This is a genomic window from Pectobacterium sp. 1950-15, from assembly GCF_037136835.1.
In the GTDB taxonomy this organism is placed as follows: Bacteria; Pseudomonadota; Gammaproteobacteria; order Enterobacterales; family Enterobacteriaceae; genus Pectobacterium.
Map to the genome: position 1 here is coordinate 28,854 of NZ_JBBBQR010000015.1, position 18,358 is coordinate 47,211.

Consider the following 18,358-nt stretch of genomic DNA (forward strand, 5'->3'; position numbering starts at 1 on the left):
AGGGCGACGGCAACTGAGCCGCCCTGTGTCGGGCGCGTGCTACGAGGTGGCATGGAATGTCTTTATTGTAGCGCACGAAACTGTCTCTGAATCTGAATAAAATGTGATGAAGAGACAGTCTGTGCAGATGAAGTTTGCGATCTGTAGTGTTGCCTAATCCTCCCTTATATTCCTGAACCAATCTGAAATGTCCATTTCATTTTCAAACCACGGTTTCATTTTTCCCTCCTTTTTACGCCAGCGTCTGAGCGATCCTCTGACATTCCGGTATACCGCCACAGACATACTCATTAGATGTGTGATTGGGGTTGCAGAAAACAGCGAAGATGTCATGAAAATGTTAACTGGCACGCAAAAACATAATTTTCAATTTATACAAAACTGAAATAAATGTTTTATTTTACCTATCAGGATTCGCGGTAAAGAGCGGGTGATGATGGGGCTGGGGAGAATGCGACTAGCCGTTATCCGTCACTTTTTCAGTCTGGCATTAAACGCCACTCAGGCAGCAAGGGAGCACCTATGTTTAACATCGCTTTACTGGGCGCGGGCCGCATCGGTCAGGTCCATGCAGTGAACATCGCGGCACACAAAGAAACCAATCTGTACGCGGTTGTCGATCCCAACCCAACTAATGCCGCGACGCTGGCCGAACGCTACCATACCAAAGTGCAAACCGTGGATGAAGTCATGAACGATCCGGCAGTGCACGCCGTTCTGATCGCCTCCGCGACCGACACGCACGCCGACTTGATTGAGCTGGCTGCCAAACATGGCAAAGCTATTTTCTGCGAAAAACCGGTGCATCTGGATATTGCCCGCGTTCGCGATTGCCTGACCGTCGTCAAACAGCAGAACGTGCCGCTGTTTGTGGGCTTCAACCGCCGCTATGACCCGCAATTCCGCCGCGTCAAAACGCTGGCTGGCGAGGGGCGCATCGGCAAGCCGGAATCTCTGCTGATTATCTCCCGCGATCCGTCGCCACCGCCTGCCGAATATGTTCGCGTTTCCGGCGGTATGTTCCGCGACATGACGATTCATGATTTCGATATGGCGCGCTTCATTATGGGCGAGGAGCCGGTGTCGGTCTTTGCACAAGGCAGCAATCTGGTCGATCCGGCCATTGGTGAAGCGGGCGACATCGATACCGCGTTTATTGTGCTGAAGTTCGCCTCTGGCGCGATGGCGACCATCGTCAACAGCCGCCGCTCCGGCTACGGCTACGATCAGCGCCTTGAGCTGCATGGCGCGAAAGGCGTGCTTAGCGCGGGAAATATTCGCGAAAACGTGGTCGAGCAGTGGACCGACGACGGCTGTCTGGCGGCGAAACCCGAATATTTCTTCCTGCAACGCTATCACGCGGCCTACGCGGCAGAGTGGCAGCACTTTGTCGACGTGCTGAATGGCCGCACCCAGCCGGAGTGCTCCGGTCTGGACGGTGAGCGTGCGTTGAATCTGGCGGATAAAGCCTTTGAATCCCTGGCCCAAGGCAAGGAGGTCGCCGTGTAACCGCATCGGCACATCGTGTTTTACCTGCTTTCAACCCTACACCCATACCCATAACAGAAGCAGATGAAGAGAAAAGACATATGAAAAAGATCATCAGCGTTACCGCAATCGCCATCGCACTGGGTCTGTCTGGTCTTGCTCAGGCCCAAAATGAACAAATCGTTTTCAGTACGCCGAATCTCGCTATGCCGTTTGAAGTTCACATGCAGCGCACCGCCGTCAAAGCCGCCAAAGAACTGGGCGTGAATTTGCAGGTGCTGGATGGGCAGGGTAGCTCGCCGAAGCAGGCTGCCGATTTGGAAAATGCCATCACGCGTGGCGCACTCGGCTTCGTGGTGTCACCGAATGACGTCAATGCCGTTTCCAGCGCCGTGACCGAAATTCAGGATGCCAAACTGCCGGTGGTGACGCTGGATCGTTCGGTGAAAACGGAAAAAGCCGTGCCGCATTTTGGGGCGAATAATTACAAAGGCGGTCAGGCGATTGCCGACTATGTCAAAACCAAATTCCCAGATGGCGCAGAGATCATTCTGCTGACCGGTCAGCCGGGCTCTTCTTCTAATATCGAGCGGACGCAGGGGATTCGCGACAGCCTGAAAGCGGGCGGCAGCAAGTACCGCATTGTGGCCGATCAGACGGGGAACTGGATGCGTTCCGAAGGGATGCGCATCGTAGAAAGCGTCCTGCCGTCGCTGCCTAAGCGTCCGCAGGTCATCCTCTCTGCGAATGACGACATGGCGCTGGGCGCGATTGAAGCGTTACAGGGGCAAGGCCTGAAACCCGGCGACGTGATGGTAACTGGCTTTGACGCCGTGCCGGAAGCGCTGGCTCGCGTACGTGACGGCTGGCTGGCCGTGACTGCCGATCAACGTCCGGGCTATGCGGTAACGACTGCATTGACGCAGTTGACCAATAACATCCGCAGTAAAGCGCCTATCACCGGGGCAGACTACCAACCCACCATGATTACCAAAGATAACCTGAACGATGCCGAACGCATTGGCGAAGCGGGTAAATAAGTCGCTCTCTATATAACAGGTATTCAGCAGGCCGCGTCCGCGCGGCCTTGCGGGAGGAAGGTAAACATGACGGAACCCCTACTGAACATCACCAATCTGGCAAAGAGCTTCTCCGGCGTGTGGGCGCTGAGCAACGCACAGCTGACCGTACAGCCGGGAGAGATTCATGCGCTATTGGGCGAAAACGGCGCGGGTAAATCGACGCTATTAAAAGCGCTGGCTGGGGCGCAGCCGCAAACCAGCGGCGACATCTGGTTTGGCGGCGAGACGCTGTTACCGCTCGAATCGCCGGTTGAGCGCCAAAAGCGGGGGATTATTACCATTTATCAGGAATTTAATCTGCTGCCCAATATGAGCGTAGCGGAGAACATGTTCCTGGGGCGCGAGCCGCAGCGCAGCGGCGTGTTCGTGGATGCGCTGGCGGTAAACCGCGAGGCGAAAGCGGTACTGGACTACCTGAAATTGAACATTGCGCCGACAACGCAGGTGGCGCGTTTGAGCGTGGCGCAGCAGCAAATGGTGGAAATCGCCAGAGCGCTGACGCTGAACGCCAAGCTGATTGTGATGGATGAACCATCGGCGGCGCTGAGCGACAGTGAAGTCGACAGCCTGCACCGCGTGGTGCGCGAGCTTAAAGGACGCGGCGTGAGCGTGGTGTATGTCACGCACCGGCTGCATGAAGTCTTCCAACTGTGCGATCGGTTTACCGTGTTTCAGGATGGCCGCTACACCGGTTCCGGCGATGTTGCCAGCACAAATGTGCAGGAGATTATTCGCCTGATGGTCGGCCGTGACGTGGTATTTAACCGCCGTCCGCCTTCGGAAACGCATCATCAGGATAAGCCGGTACGGCTGGCAGTGAAGGGCTTAAGCCGGGAAAAACCGCCGCTGGATGCACACGGCATCGCGCTAAAAGACATCAATTTCCAGGTGCATGCGGGTGAAGTGCTCGGTATCGCCGGACTGGTAGGCGCAGGCCGTACGGAAATTGCACGCTGTCTGTTTGGCGCCGACGCGTTCTCAACCGGTGAATTTGTACTGGATGGCACCCCTTACCATCCGTCTACGCCGCTGCATGCGCTGTCGCAAGGCATCGCACTGGTGCCGGAAGACCGTAAGAAAGAAGGCGCGGTGTTGGGGTTATCGATCAGGGAAAACATTTCACTCTCCAACCTCTCGTCGCTCATGCGCTGGCGCTGGTTTGTGAACACCCGCAAGGAAGACGATCTCATTGACGCCTACCGTCAGGCGCTGCACATCAAGATGGTGAACAGCGAGCAGGAAGTACGCAAACTGTCGGGCGGTAACCAGCAAAAGGTGATTCTTGCTCGTTGTATGGCGTTGAATCCCAAAATATTGATTGTGGATGAGCCCACGCGCGGCATTGATGTCGGCACCAAGTCCGAAGTGCATCAGGTGCTGTTCGATATGGCGAAACGGGGCGTCGCCGTGATTGTGATTTCCTCCGACCTGCCGGAAATCATGGCAATTTCCGACCGCATTATCACGCTCAGTGAAGGGCGGATTAGCGGGGAAATTCATGGCGATGACGCCACAGAAGAAAAACTGATGACGATGATGGCCATTTGCCACGACGCATTACACGCAGCATAACGGAGGTGACGCATGTCCCAGCAGCCGCTTTCTAAGAGCATTACGCCGTCCAATCCGCGTGGACGTTTTGACCCAATCGCCTTTTTTGAACGCTTTGGCGTGTTTATTTTCATGATTCTGCTGCTGATTTTCTTTCAGTCGCAGAACAGCAATTTTCTGTCCGAGCGCAACATCACCAACATTCTGACCGAAGTCTCCATCTACGGCATCATGGCCGTAGGGATGACGTTCGTCATTCTGACTGCCGGGATCGACCTGTCCGTTGGCTCAATTCTGGCAGTGTGTGCCATCACCGCCGCCTCGGTAATTAAAGGCGACAACTTCACCACCGTCGATCCCGATGCCTGGTATGGCTTGAGCTGGCTGGTTGCGTTGGGCATCTGTCTGGCGATGGGCACCTTCATCGGCTTCCTGCATGGTTTGGGTGTCACCAAACTGCGTCTGCCGCCGTTCATCGTCACGCTAGGCGGGATGACGATCTGGCGCGGGTTAACGCTGGTGATGAACGACGGCGCGCCGATTGCTGGCTTTGATCCCGGCTATCGCTGGTGGGGTCGGGGCGAGATTCTCGGTATTTCAGTGCCAATCTTGATCTTCGCGCTGGTCGCCTTGCTGGGCTATCTGGCGCTGCATAAAACCCGCTGGGGCCGCTTCGTGTACGCCATCGGCGGCAACACCGAAGCGGCGCGTCTGGCTGGGGTGAATGTGCAGCGAGTGCTGGTCAGCGTTTACGTCGTGATTGGCTGTCTGGCCGGGCTGGCGGGCTTTATTCTCAGCGCCCGTCTCGGCAGTGCAGAAGCAGTCGCGGGGATCACCTTCGAGCTGCGCGTCATCGCCTCGGTGGTCATCGGCGGCACCTCGCTGATGGGCGGCTACGGCCGGATCAGCGGCACCATTATCGGCTCGATCATCATGGGGATCCTGATTAACGGACTGGTGTTGATGAACGTATCGGCTTACTACCAACAGATTATCACCGGGTTAATTATCGTGCTGGCCGTGGCGTTCGACACCTATGCCAAGAGCCGTCGCGGCGCTATTTGAGCCGCACCCGTACCGACTCTTTTTTTGCACCGAGGTGGATATGAAGGATGTACGCATTGGGTTAATCGGCACCGGCTATATCGGCCGTGCACATGCCATCGCTTACGCGCAGGCGCCGACGGTCTTCCCGCTGAAAGGCAACCTGGTGAAGGCGATGCTGGCAGAAGTGTCGCCGGAGCTGGCGGCCAAACGGGCGCAGGAGTTCGGTTTTCAGCGCTCAACGGGGGACTGGCGTGCGTTGGTGGCGGACCCGGACATCGACGTGGTGGATATCTGCGCGCCGAACTTTCTGCATAAGACGATGGCGATGGCGGCCATCCAGCACGGTAAGCACGTTTACTCGGAAAAGCCGCTGGCGCTGAACGCGCGTGATGCCAGAGAAATGGTTGATGCCGCACAGCGGGCAGGCGTGAAAACGTTGGTGGGTTTCAACTACATGAAGAACCCGACCTCGCAGTTGGCCAAAGAGATTATCGCCAGCGGCGAGATTGGCGAGGTGGTGCATTTTTACGGCACGCACAACGAAGATTATCTGGCCGATCCGAACAAACCGGCGGACTGGCACTGTTTCAAAGAAACCGCCGGGCTGGGGGCGCTGGGGGATCTGGCGGCGCATATCGTCAACATGGCGCAGTATCTGGTGGGGGATATCGCCAGCGTCTGCGGCGATCTGCAAACCGTGATTGCACAACGCCCGACGGCCTCGGGCAGCAGCGAAGTAGTCCAGGTCGAAAATGAAGATCAGGCGCATGCGATGGTGCGTTTCGCCAGCGGCGCGCGCGGCGTGATCGAAACGTCGCGCATCGCCTGCGGCCGTAAAATGGGGCTGACCTACGTGGTGACCGGTACAAAAGGCACCCTGAGCTACACGCAGGAACGCATGGCGGAACTGAAGCTCTATCGGCATGACGAACCGGAGAACCGGCAGGGATTCAAAACGCTGCTGACCGGACCGCAGCATCCTGACTATGCGGCCTTCTGCGCCAGCGCCGGACACGGTATTGGATTTAACGATCAGAAAACGGTGGAGGTGCGCGATCTGATCGACGGCATTGCGGCTGACGTCCCGATGTGGCCGGATTTCGAAGAGGGCTGGAAAGTCTCGCGAGTTCTGGATGCGATCGTGCAGTCACACGAAACGGCACGCTGGGTGAATGTGGACGACGTGGGCTAATACGCCAACTGATGTGATTTCTTCTTTTTTTACAGGATTGGCTGCTATGAGTAAGGAAAAGACGTTTGATGTGATTTGCATGGGGCGCGTTGCTGTCGATTTGTACGGGCAGCAAATCGGCGCGCGTCTGGAAGATATGGGCAGCTTTGCCAAGTATCTGGGCGGGTCGTCCGGCAACGTGGCTTACGGCACGGCGCGACAGGGGCTGCGTTCTTCTATGCTGGCGCGGGTGGGCGACGAGCATATGGGGCGCTTTCTGCGTGAAGAGCTGAATCAGGTTGGCTGCGACACCAGCCATTTAATTACCGATAAGGAACGTCTGACGGCGCTGGTGCTGTTGGGCATCAAAGATCGCGATACCTTTCCGCTGATTTTCTACCGCGATAACTGCGCCGATATGGCGATTTCGCCGGAAGATTTCACCGAGGATTACATCGCATCGTCACGCTGTCTGGCGATTACCGGCACGCATCTCTCTCATCCTAACACGCGCGAAGCGGTGCTGACGGCGCTGAAATATGCGCGGCGTAACGGGGTGAAGACGGCGCTGGATATTGATTATCGCCCGGTGCTGTGGGGGCTGACGTCGCTGGGCGATGGCGAAACCCGTTTTGTTGAAGCGCAGGCGGTCACGGAGCAGTTACAGCAGGTGCTGTCGCTGTTCGACGTGATTGTCGGCACCGAAGAGGAGTTCCACATTGCGGGCGGCAGCACGGATACCTTGCAGGCGCTGCGTACGGTACGCCAGCACACGCAGGCGGAGCTGGTGTGCAAACGCGGGGCGCTGGGCTGCTCGGTGTTTAGCGACGCGATTCCTGACCATCTGGATAAAGGCATCACGATCAAAGGTGTGCGCGTGGATGTGCTGAACGTGCTGGGGGCGGGCGATGCGTTTATGTCCGGTCTGCTGCGTGGCTACCTCAACGGTGAAGGCTGGGAGAAAGCCTGTGCATATGCCAATGCCTGCGGCGCGCTGGTGGTATCACGCCACGGCTGTGCGCCAGCGATGCCAAGCAAGATCGAGCTGGATAACTATCTGGCCCGCGCGGCAAGTGTCCCACGTCCCGATTTGGACGAAGAACTTAACCACCTGCACCGCGTTACGACGCGTCGTAAACAGTGGCACGAGCTATGCGTGATCGCGTTCGATCACCGCAGCCAGTTGGAAGACATGGCGCTGAACTGCGGCACGGAAATCAGCCGTATTCCGGCGTTGAAGAAGCTGATTCTGCGTGCCAGCTATGACGCGGCACAACAGGCAGGGCTGGACGGCAAAGCGGGTCTGCTGTGCGACGGCACGTTCGGACAGGATGCGCTGAATGACATCACTGGAAAAGGCTGGTGGATCGGCCGGCCAATTGAGCTGCCGGGATCGCGCCCGTTAATGATGGAGCGCGGCAATATTGGCTCACAGCTGGTGAGCTGGCCGCTAGAACATGTCGTGAAATGTCTGGTGTTCTTCCACCCGGAAGACGCTCACGCGCTGCGGCGCGAGCAGGAAATGAAGGTGATGGAGGTCTATCAGGCCTGTCGTCAATCCGGCCATGAACTGCTGCTTGAGGTCATTCTGCCTGCGGGGATGCCGCATAGCGATGCGCTTTATCTGCGTGCCATTCAACGCTTCTACAACCTCGGCGTACGGCCGGACTGGTGGAAACTGCCTCCGCTGTCCTCCGAAGGCTGGGCACAGCTGACACCGCTGCTGGCGCAGCGCGATCCTTACTGTCGGGGCGTGGTGATTCTGGGGCTGGATGCGCCGCTGGAAACGTTACAGCAGGGATTCAGCGCCGCCGTCGGTTTCCCGATTGTGAAAGGCTTTGCCGTCGGTCGCACCCTGTTTGCCCAGCCAGCACAAAAATGGCTGCGTAACGAGATCGATGACGCCGAATTGATTGAGCAAGTTAAACATAACTACCTGCAACTGATTGCCGTCTGGCGTCAGCGCGGTTAACCCATTTCTATATGATCGAATAAAGGGACATAACATGACTGTTCAACTTGGTATTAATCCACTCACCTGGACCAATGACGATCTGCCTTCTCTGGGCGCGGACACCCCGCTGGAAACCTGTCTGAGCGAAGGGCGGCAGGCTGGTTTCGCCGGTTTTGAATTAGGGAATAAATTCCCGCGTCAGGCCAGCGTGCTGGGGCCGATCTTGCAAGCGCACGATCTGCGCTTAGTCTCCGGCTGGTATTCCGGTGAACTGCTCACCCGTTCAGTAGAAGAAGAGATTGAAGCGGTGCAGGGGCATCTGGCGTTGCTGCGCGACCTCGGCGCGACGGTGCTGGTGTTTGCCGAAGTGACGGGCGCGATTCACGGCGACCAACAAAAACCGGTCCATCTGCGCCCGCGTTTCCCCGAAGAACGCTGGCCGGAATATGGCAAAAAACTGACCGAGTTTGCGCGCTACACGCAAAGTCAGGGCGTGCAGATTGCCTATCATCACCATATGGGAACGGTGATTGAAAGCGCGCAGGACGTGGATAATCTGATGGAACATACCGGGCCGGAAGTGGGGTTGCTGCTGGATACCGGACACTTTACATTCGCGGGTGCCGATCCGGTGGCGGTGGCGAAGCGCTGGATTAACCGCATCAATCACGTTCACTGCAAAGACATTCGTCCAGACGTGCTGAAAGACGTGAAAAACCGCAAGACCAGTTTTCTGGACGCGGTACTGAGTGGCGTCTTTACCGTGCCGGGAGATGGCTGTGTCGATTATCCGGCAGTGTTCAGCATCCTGAAAGCCCATAATTACAGCGGGTGGCTGGTGGTCGAAGCGGAACAAGATCCGGCTGTCGCGCATCCGCTGACGTACGCGACGCTGGGCTACAATAACTTGCAGCGTTTCGCCCAGCAGGCGGAATTGATCTGATTCGTGGTGATATCCCCCGTACCGTCAAGCTGCCAGCACACCAACGTGCGGGAAGCTTGACGCAGGGGAGAGATAAGGAGGCAAAAGATGTCCCGACTGTTATCACGCCATCGCGCCCCTGACGAACATGGTCGTACGCAGCACATCACGCCGGAAACGGCGGGCTGGCGATACGTGGGGTTCGAGGTATATCAACTGGCACCGGAACAGGTGCTATCACTGCCTGCCAGCGATAACGAACGCTGTCTGGTGCTGGTGAGCGGCAAAGCGACGGTTGTCACGCCGGGTGAGCGCTTTGAGCAGATTGGCGACAGAATGAGCCCGTTTGAGCGCAGAAAACCGTATGCGGTTTATGTCACGGCGGGAGAGACGGTGACGGTAACGGCGCACACGGCGCTGGAACTGGCGGTTTGTGCCGCACCGGGGCTTGGCACACATCCGACCCGGCTGATTGCGCCGCAAGATATCGACGCCGAGCAGCGTGGCGTCGGTAATAACCAGCGCTATGTGCATAATATTTTGCCGGAGGACAAAGCCGCGGATAGCCTGCTGGTGGTCGAAGTGTACACCGATGAAGGCTGCACCAGCTCTTACCCTAGCCACAAGCACGATGTCGATAATCCGCCGCAGGAAACCTATCTGGAAGAAACCTACTACCATCGTTTGAATCCAGGGCAGGGGTTCTGCCTGCAACGCGTCTATACCGATGACCGTTCATTAGATGAATGCATGGCGGTATACGATAAGGACGTGGTGCAGGTGCCGCGTGGCTACCACCCGGTCGCCACTCTCGCAGGCTATGACAGCTATTACCTAAATGTGATGGCTGGCCCTACGCGCCAGTGGCGTTTCACCTGGGAAGCGGATCACCAGTGGATCAACAGTCCCGAGTATGCGGATAAACACCGGCAGGGCAAAGCGTAGCGTTGTTTATGATAATTAAAAACAGGAAGCGCGGTGTATGCTTCCTGTTTTTACAATAATGTAATCCGTCTCAGCTTCGTTCCCGCCATTGCAACGCGCCTTCTTTCAAATAGCCAATATGGCTGGCCATCAGCTCGGCTTCCTGTTCGCTGTGTGTGACGAGAAGCGCGGTTTGTCCGGCATCGCGCAGGATGTCGCGCACTTCCTGCCCCAGCCGTTTGCGGCTGTCGGGGTCGAGACTGGATAGCGGCTCGTCGAGCAGCAGCACAGCAGGCTGCGGGGCCAATGCCCGTGCGAGCGCGATTCGCTGCTGTTGTCCGCCGGACATCTCATGCGGGTAGCGTTGCGCCAGGGAGGCAAGATCGACCAGTTCAAGCATGGCGCGGACGCGTGATTGTTGTAGATCTTTCGGCTGTTTTCTCAGGCCAAAGGCAATATTCTGCGCGGCGGTCAGATGGGGAAACAGCGCATAGTCCTGAAATACCATCCCGACGTTGCGCTGTTCCGGCGGCAGATGCACGTCTGGGCCAGCCACGCAGCGTCCGCCGACGTGAATCGTTCCCTGAGTCAGGTGCTCAAAACCTGCAATCGCGCGTAAAGCCGTGGTTTTACCGCATCCTGATGCACCCAGCAAGCAGGCCAGTTCACCGGCGGCAACCTGCATGGAAAAACCGTTCAGCACGTGATGAAAATTATGCTTATGCCCGTAGGCGACGTGGACATTATTCAGAACGAGTGTAGCCTCAGACACCTTGACTCTTCCTCATGATTTTCATTTTTTCTCTACTGGCGTTTTTAACTGACTGCGTGCCAGCAGCACGACAGGGAGCGTACCCGCCATTACAATCAGCAGCGCGGCGATCGCGCCTTCTTCATAGGTGCCTCTGGCGGCTTCGGCATAGAGGACGGTTGCCAGCGTCTCGAAATTGACCGGCCGCAGCAGCAGCGTGGCGGGGAGTTCTTTCATCGCGTCGGCAAACACCAGCAGCGCGCTGGTCACCAGAGCCGGGCGCAGCAGGGGAAGGTGTACGCGGAAAAACGTGACGAATTCACTTTCGCCCAGCAGTCGTGACGCCTGCTCCATGACGGGAGGAATGCGCGTCAGTCCGGCATCAAGCGCACCAATTCCAATCGCCATAAAGCGAATGGCGCAGCAGATCACCAGCAGAATTCCAACGGAAAGCAGCGGCAATCCCTTGTAGCCTAGCAAGTCGGCGAGAAAATTATCCGTCGCCATGCCGGGCGTCAGCATGCCAATCGCCAGTACCGTACCGGGCACGGCATAGCCCAGCGAGGCGATTCTCAGTATCGTGCGGCGGCGTTCTGGTGAACGGTCGGTGATGGCCGAATGGCGGGCATACCACGCAATAATCAGGCTTACGACGGTGACGACCAGCGTGACGCCAACGGCCAGCAGCAGCGAGTTCTGTAATGACCGTATCAGCCCGGCGGAGATCGTCACGCTATCACCCAGTCGTTTCGCGCTTTCCCAGGCCAGAAAGAGGGCAGGGGCGATGAAGCCGAGCAGGATCGGTAATGCGGTCACGCAGGTTGCCAGCCAGGCGCGAACCCTTTTCAACGGCGCGGGCATGATGCCGCGCATTTGTCGGCTGGTTCCGTAGCGCTGATTTTTCCGGCCGTAATATTCCAGCGTCAGCAGCAGGATGACCACCGTCAGCATGGTGCAGGCAATTTGTGCCGCCGCAGGTAAATCCGAACGGGTGACCCAGGTGGTGTAAACCGTCACGGTCAGCGTATTCACTCCAAGAAACTCGGAGGCACCAATATCATTCAGCGTTTCCAGCAAGGCCAGACTGGTGCCAACGGCCAGCGCAGGGCGCGCCATCGGCAGGGCAACATGCAAAAAGGTCCCCGTTGCGCTCAAGCCCAGCGTGCGGGCGGCTTCCAGCAAGTGTGCTGGCTGGCTGATAAACATCGCGCGCATGGTCAGATAAACGTACGGATAGAGCACCAGACCGAGCAGCAGAATTGCGCCCGTCATGGAACGCAGGTCCGGCAGGCGGAACTGACGCGGGCTGTCGTAGCCCAGCACACTGCGGATCGCTTCCTGAATTGGCCCAATGGGATGCAGTAGATCGAGCCAGGCAAAAGCGACAATGTAGGTTGGCATCGCCAGCGGTAACAGCAGTGCCCAGCTAACGAACTGTCTGCCGGGGAAATCAAACGCCGTCACCAGCCAGGCGCAGCCTGCGCCAATCACCATAACCAGCACGCCGACGCCGAGCAGGAGAATCACCGTATTGAGCGCGGCATCGGGCAGCACGTAGCGCATCAGGTGATCCCAATGGCCGACACCCGCGCCAGCGGCTAGCCAAAGCAGGGATACCAGCGGGGCCAGTACGCCGAGCGCAATGATAACGGCAGCGATGCGAAGCGGAGAAAAAAAGAGGCGCGGCCGCCCGAAGGCGCCGCGCAGGGTTGACGAACCGGTCTTATTGATCGAATCCAACTTTATCTACCAACTGACTGGCCTGTTTACGGAATTTAACGATGTCGGTCAGCGGGATGCTATCGACATCCACTTCGCCGATTGTGCTGCCAATGGTGGAATCCAGCGTGACGCCTTTGCGAACCGGATATTCATAGTTTGCCTGTGCGTAGAGCTGCTGAGCCGGTGCAGAAACCAGATATTCCATCAATTTCACCGCCTGATCTTTATGCGGTGCATGGCGTGCAACGGCTGCGCCAGTGATATTGACGTGCGTACCGCCGTTTTCAAATTTAGGCTGAACCACTTTGATGGCATCGCCCCATTTACGGGCGTCGGTGCCTTCTTTGGCATTCTTCATGTGTCCGACATAGTAAGAGTTTGCCAGACCCACATCGCAAATGCCGCCGAGGATATCGCGCGCGACGTCGCGGTCACCGCCGGTGGCTTTACGCGCCAGATTGTCTTTCACGCCACGCAGCCAGGTTTCAGTCTTGGCTTCGCCGTGGTGCGCAATCATTGCGGCAACCAGCGCGGTATTGTAAGGGTGTTGACCTGCACGGATACATACTTTGCCTTTCCATTTCGGATCGGCCAGATTTTCGTACGTAATGCCGGTCAGCGGCAGAGATTTTTCCGCATAGAGCACGCGGGAACGCATCGACAGGCCAAACCACTGGTTGTCTTTATCGCGCAGCGCAGCAGGGATGACATCGGTTAGCGTGCTGGACTGAATCGGCTGTGTGACACCGGCTTCGACCAGATCGATCAGGTTACCGGCATCAACGGTCATCAGCAGGTCAGCCGGTGAGTTTTGGCCTTCGGCTTTCACACGCTCCAGCATACCGTCTTTGATGAACACGGTATTGACTTTAACCGATGTCTCTTTAGTGAACGCATCCAGCAGCGGCTGAATCAAGCCGGGCTCACGCGTGGTATAGAGCGTCAGAGAATCATCTGCGGCGGCAGCAGGCAGGGTGTAGGCAACCATCAGCGATGAAGCCAGCGTCAGCAGGCGCGCTTTTTTGCGCAGAACGGACAGCGTTTTTGACATGTTATTATCTTCTCCAGAGTGAATGTGATGCGTAAATTAATAAAATAAGGAGATATTTTCGGCAGGTGACAAAAACTATATATGATAATCACTCTTGTTTGCAATCTCATTAGTGCTTGCGCGTTGTTATCGTGATGGGGGTCAACATAAGCACCTATCGAGATGGTCTGTGGCCTTATTGAGCTGCGAGCGGGTAAAAACAGCGCCGGGCGATTATCTGGTGTGAGGCGAGCGCTACGGCGTCTGGCTTTCGGCCAGCCTGCTGATATGCATGGTCAGCCAGGTGAGCTCTTCTTTCGGCAAGGCCATCTGGTATTTTTCCTGCACGTAATCCCTGATAGCCCAGGATATTGCCATCGCTTCAGGGTAGTGTTTCAGCAGTTCCTGATAAAAATCGTCCGTGCGCCCCGGTGCGATTTTGCGAGCAATCATCCGTTCGGAAAAATAGCGTAGATGGGTGATAAAACGGAGATAATCGACGGCGTTGACGTCAATATTCTTATTGAGTTTGTAGCGGACAATTTCTGCCAGACGGTTCACTAACTGAACCTGCTGATGGGCATCCGCAATTTCGGCGCTGCCGGCGGCATTAATGAGGTGAAACGCGATATTGACGGCTTCGTCATCAGGCAGCGTGACGTTAAAACGCGCCGACACGCGATCTTTTGCCTGCACGCCGATCGCGTACTCTTTTTGGTAATAGCGTTTGACTTCCCAACTGAGCTTATTGATGAAATGGTTGCCCGTTTTGCTACGTTCAACCGCGAAATAGAGATGTTCCGCCAGCGTAAAGAACAGCACCGAATTAAGCTTTTCGGCGTACTGATTTTGCGCCAGCGTGACAATCTCATGGGTGATGTCAAAAAAAGCCGCAGGAATCGTGTCGGTCAATGAAAGGAAATGCCGTGATTTCAGATTTTCCAGTGGAATGAAAACCTGCTCAACGTGCGTCACATCAATCAACGAACCGGGTCTGGCACCAAATCCGATGCCTTTGCCCAACAGGATCATTTCCTGCTGTTCATGATCGACTAACAGCATGCTGTTATTTAACGCTTTTTTCACTTTAATCACGTTTTTCTTCCAATCATGCTTTTTCCAATTATCGCCGTTTCCTGCCGCTGGCCACACGGCCTGCGGCAAGTGTCTGCCTGTCAGGTGAGGTCGGCGCCATTTGTCGCGATGACTTTCTGATACCAGTAGAACGAATCCTTTTTCAGACGCGCCAGAGAGCCGTGGCCTTCGTCATCCTGATCGACATAGATAAACCCATAGCGTTTCGACATCTGTGAGGTGCCCGCGCTGATGATGTCAATCGCTCCCCAACTGGTGAACCCCATCAGTTCAACGCCTTCACCAATCGCTTCACGCATTTGCTCGAAATGTGAACGGAAGTAGTCAACGCGGTAAGGATCGTGGATTTTACCGTTCTCGACAACGTCTTTCGCACCCAGACCATTTTCGACAATAAACAGCGGCTTCTGGTAGCGATCGTAAAGCTCCAGCAGGGAGATTTTCAGCCCGATAGGATCGATCTGCCATCCCCAGTCTGAGGCCGGCAGGTACGGGTTTTTCACGCCCAGAACGGTATTACCCGGTATTCTTTCGGCGTCTGGCTGTGTGGATTCGGTGAGCGACATGTAATAGCTGAACGACACAAAATCCACGGTGTGCTGCTTGAGAATAGCCAGATCGTCGGGCTGCATGGTGATGTGAATACCGCGTCGCTCAAGGTCGCGCTTGATGAGCGGCGGATATTCACCAAACACCTGCACATCGGCATAGAAATAGTTTTCGAGGTTCTTTTTCAGCGCGGCTTCGACATCTTTCGGGCGGCAGGAGTGCGGATAGGTCGTCAGCTTGGTCAGCATGCAGCCGACCTGACTGCCTGGGATCTTTTCATGACAGTCGCGGGTGACGATGGCTGAGGCCACAAACTGGTGGTGCAGCCCCTGATAAATATCCTGTTTGGCCTGTCCCGGGGCGCTTTTCTCTTCACGGATGCCTGCCGTGGTAAACGGGTGGCGATGGATACTGTCGATCTCGTTAAAAGTCAGCCAGTAGCGCACCAGATCCTTGTAACGATCGAAGCAAACATTGCTAAAGCGTACGAAGGCATCCAGCACGTTGCGGTGTGCCCAGCCATTGTATTTTTCACTCAGCGCCAGCGGCATTTCGTAGTGTGAAAGCGTCACCAGCGGTTCGATGCCGTGCTTGCGCATCTCGCGGAACAGATCGTCGTAAAACTGCAAGCCTGCCTCATTCGGTTCGCTGTCTTCTCCGGTCGGAAAGATGCGTGACCAGGCAATGGAGACGCGCAGCACCTTGAAACCCATTTCGGCAAACAGCGCCAGATCGCCTGGGTAGCGGTGATAGAAATCGATGCCGCGCCGTTTGGGATAGAAAGCATCATTTTTGCCGTTGAACGCATCGGCAACATTGTCGTCCGTTAGCGCCATGTGGGCATGGTAATTTTTCAGATCGATATTCGGTTTCCAGGTAATAGCGTCCGCGACCGACGGCCCTTTGCCGTCTTCATTCCATGCGCCTTCGGCCTGATTGGCGGCAATCGCGCCGCCCCATAAAAAGTGTTCCGGGAATGCGATGTTTTTATCCATTACACAGACTCCTTTAAGGTCATGATGATGGTGTGGGGATGGATGACGGCGTCAGTGGCTTCCGATATCACGCGAAAGCGCTCGCTGTTGGTGATAACCATCATGACGACGGGATCGTAGCCCGCAGCGATGAGGCTATCGAGGTCAAATTCAACGAGGACATCACCGGTATTAACCTGTTGCCCGGCCGTGACTTTCGGCTGAAAGCCCTGACCATTGAGTTTGATGGTGTCGATGCCGATATGGAAAATCAGTTCGGCACCGCTGTCGGTGAGCATGCTGACGGCATGACCCGTTTCAAACACGTTCTCAATCGTGCCGTTCGCCGGAGCGTAGAGCACGCCTTTCTCGGGGATGATGGCAATGCCGTCACCCATGATTCGTTTGGAGAAGATTTCATCATTTACGCTTTCCAACGGGATCACTTTTCCTTCAATCGGGCTGGCAAATTGGCATTCAGCGATAGCGTGATGAGCTTCTTCTTCCTCTACCGCAGCGACGGGTTTTTCTTCCCGCCAGAGGAACAGCGCGGAGAGAAAGGCGATGGCAAAAGAGATCGCCGCACCGGCAATGGCATAGACGATGTTCCAGCTATTTTCCGGCGAAACAAACATGGAAATACTGGCCAGGCCGGGGCCAACCAGCGCAAAAGCTTCGATCGCCATCCAGCCGATAAACGCGCCGCCGACCAGGCTACCCGCGATCACGCTGTAGAGCGCTTTTTTATTCAGCAGCGTAATCCCGTACAGCGCGGGTTCGGTGATACCAAACAGGGCGGAAATACCGGCGGAAAGTGCCGTCGATTTTAACGTTTTGTCTTTGCTCTTGAGCGCTATTGCCATACAGGCACCCGATTCGGCGATGTTGTGTGCGAGTGACGCGGGCAGGTAAAGCATTTCCTTACCAAACTGACTCATGGAGGAAACGGCATAAGGCAGCATCGGCTTATGCATCCCCGACGCCACCATGAATGGCAGCGCAGCGGCGAGTAATCCCGTCGCAACAAAGCCCAGTTTGCTGTACAGCCAGAGGATCACGCTAGCCAGCCCCGCACCAAGTTCATAGCCGAGCGGGCCGAGAACCAGCAGCGTGACGGGCACGGTGACCAGCAGCGAGAGCATCGGTGACAGGAAAATACGCAGGGCGCTCGGCGAGTAGCGATTGAAGATCTTTTCGGTTTGCGCATAGAAAATGACGCACAGAATTGCCGGGAAAACCTGCGAGGCATAGGCGACGTTTTTCAGATCGAGAGAGAGAAACTCCGCGCCTTCCGCCAGCTGTTTAGACATGGCAGGCAGCACCATAACTGAGACGGCGGAAACGGCGACCAGCACATTGACTTTCAGCTTCATTGCGGTGGTGATTCCCACCAGAATCGGCAGAAAATAGAGCGGGGCGGAACCGATGTTATCCAGCACCTTGTAGGTTGAGCTGTCTTTGGTGAGCCAGCCGAGCAGGTCCAGCAGCAGCAACAGCGATTTGAGCACGCCGCCGCCGGCAATGGCAGGAACCAGTGGCTGAAAAATGCTGATGATAAAATCGATGACAAAAGCCGTGCGGTTGGTTTTTGCTGGCACGGCGCGGCCCGTTTCTTTGCGGCCTGCGGCGAGGTTCTGCACCGCCTCGTACACCTGCATCACTTCGCTACCAATGATCACCTGACACTGTACGTTGACCCGAACGCCCAGCACGCCCGGCACTTTTTCCAGCTCGCGCTGGTTCACCTGACTATTGTCGTAAAGGCTCAGCCGTAGCCGCGTAGAGCAGTGTTCAATGTGCTCAATGTTATCAATCCCGCCGACGAGTGTGATGATTTTTTCCGCGGTGGTGGCATAGGCTGTCGCGTTATTATCTGCTGCTGTGTGGCTCATACGACGGTTCCCCTGATCCAGAAACGAAAAAAGACCTGAAGCTCCTCCCATGATGTTGAGTGGGATAGCTTCAGGTCTTGCCTAGAAAACTAGTTACACGCCTGTGCTGCTGTTGTAAGTCCTTGTGCGCGGGAATGTCAAACAGATCGTGCCGCCTTGATGGGTAAGTGTGATGGCAATAGCAGAATGGAGGGCTTCGCCTGACG

General features: G+C 56.2%; 14 protein-coding genes. 8 read left to right on the plus strand and 6 right to left on the minus strand.

All coding sequences use genetic code 11. The annotated features are described in order from the left end of the window. Positions 1 to 522: 522 nt before the first annotated feature. From iolG to iolB, 8 genes are all read left to right on the plus strand, one after another. A complete protein-coding gene (iolG, locus tag WCT94_RS16060) occupies positions 523 to 1,509 on the plus strand; it encodes an inositol 2-dehydrogenase (RefSeq protein WP_015839610.1) in 987 nt (328 codons plus the stop codon). Positions 1,510 to 1,589: 80 nt separating this feature from the next. Next, positions 1,590 to 2,528 carry a substrate-binding domain-containing protein gene (locus WCT94_RS16065; protein WP_336870357.1) on the plus strand — a complete coding sequence of 313 codons (939 nt, stop codon included), beginning with the start codon at positions 1,590 to 1,592 and terminating at the stop codon, positions 2,526 to 2,528. A 66-nt stretch (positions 2,529 to 2,594) separates the two neighbouring features. Further along, positions 2,595 to 4,142 (plus strand): sugar ABC transporter ATP-binding protein, encoded by a 1,548-nt coding sequence (locus WCT94_RS16070; RefSeq protein ID WP_336870358.1) that lies wholly within the window; start codon positions 2,595 to 2,597, stop codon positions 4,140 to 4,142. Positions 4,143 to 4,154: 12 nt separating this feature from the next. After that, positions 4,155 to 5,186 carry an ABC transporter permease gene (locus WCT94_RS16075; RefSeq protein ID WP_336870359.1) on the plus strand — a complete coding sequence of 344 codons (1,032 nt, stop codon included), beginning with the start codon at positions 4,155 to 4,157 and terminating at the stop codon, positions 5,184 to 5,186. A 40-nt stretch (positions 5,187 to 5,226) separates the two neighbouring features. Then, complete coding sequence (locus WCT94_RS16080; RefSeq protein ID WP_336870426.1) at positions 5,227 to 6,360, plus strand: Gfo/Idh/MocA family protein; 1,134 nt, start codon at positions 5,227 to 5,229, stop codon at positions 6,358 to 6,360. Between the two features lie 46 nt (positions 6,361 to 6,406). After that, on the plus strand, positions 6,407 to 8,311 hold the full coding sequence (locus WCT94_RS16085; RefSeq protein WP_336870360.1) for a bifunctional 5-dehydro-2-deoxygluconokinase/5-dehydro-2-deoxyphosphogluconate aldolase: 1,905 nt from the start codon (positions 6,407 to 6,409) through the stop codon (positions 8,309 to 8,311). 34 nt (positions 8,312 to 8,345) lie between these two features. After that, entirely contained in the window at positions 8,346 to 9,236 is an 891-nt protein-coding gene (gene iolE, locus WCT94_RS16090) for a myo-inosose-2 dehydratase (RefSeq protein WP_103941545.1), read from the plus strand. A gap of 87 nt (positions 9,237 to 9,323) precedes the next feature. Then, positions 9,324 to 10,160, plus strand: a complete 837-nt coding sequence (gene iolB, locus WCT94_RS16095) for a 5-deoxy-glucuronate isomerase (protein ID WP_336870361.1) — start codon at positions 9,324 to 9,326, stop codon at positions 10,158 to 10,160. 70 nt (positions 10,161 to 10,230) lie between these two features. On the opposite strand, the gene WCT94_RS16100 is transcribed toward iolB, so the two are convergent. The 6 genes from WCT94_RS16100 to WCT94_RS16125 all read right to left on the minus strand — a co-directional run bounded on the left by WCT94_RS16100 (position 10,231) and on the right by WCT94_RS16125 (position 18,152). Next, a complete protein-coding gene (locus WCT94_RS16100) occupies positions 10,231 to 10,911 on the minus strand; it encodes an ABC transporter ATP-binding protein (RefSeq protein WP_336870362.1) in 681 nt (226 codons plus the stop codon). 21 nt (positions 10,912 to 10,932) lie between these two features. Next, positions 10,933 to 12,630: an ABC transporter permease gene (locus WCT94_RS16105; protein ID WP_336870363.1), complete on the minus strand. Its 1,698-nt coding sequence runs from the start codon at positions 12,628 to 12,630 to the stop codon at positions 10,933 to 10,935. Continuing rightward, positions 12,614 to 13,663, minus strand: a complete 1,050-nt coding sequence (locus WCT94_RS16110; protein WP_336870364.1) for a Fe(3+) ABC transporter substrate-binding protein — start codon at positions 13,661 to 13,663, stop codon at positions 12,614 to 12,616. Before WCT94_RS16110 ends, WCT94_RS16105 begins: the two co-directional genes overlap by 17 nt. Before the next feature lie 234 nt (positions 13,664 to 13,897). Next, positions 13,898 to 14,737 carry a PRD domain-containing protein gene (locus tag WCT94_RS16115; protein WP_336870365.1) on the minus strand — a complete coding sequence of 280 codons (840 nt, stop codon included), beginning with the start codon at positions 14,735 to 14,737 and terminating at the stop codon, positions 13,898 to 13,900. Between the two features lie 80 nt (positions 14,738 to 14,817). After that, positions 14,818 to 16,281, minus strand: coding sequence for a glycoside hydrolase family 1 protein (locus tag WCT94_RS16120; RefSeq protein WP_336870366.1), 1,464 nt, complete (start codon positions 16,279 to 16,281; stop codon positions 14,818 to 14,820). Beyond that, positions 16,281 to 18,152 carry a beta-glucoside-specific PTS transporter subunit IIABC gene (locus WCT94_RS16125; RefSeq protein WP_336870367.1) on the minus strand — a complete coding sequence of 624 codons (1,872 nt, stop codon included), beginning with the start codon at positions 18,150 to 18,152 and terminating at the stop codon, positions 16,281 to 16,283. Before WCT94_RS16125 ends, WCT94_RS16120 begins: the two co-directional genes overlap by 1 nt. Between the last annotated feature and the right edge of the window lie 206 nt (positions 18,153 to 18,358).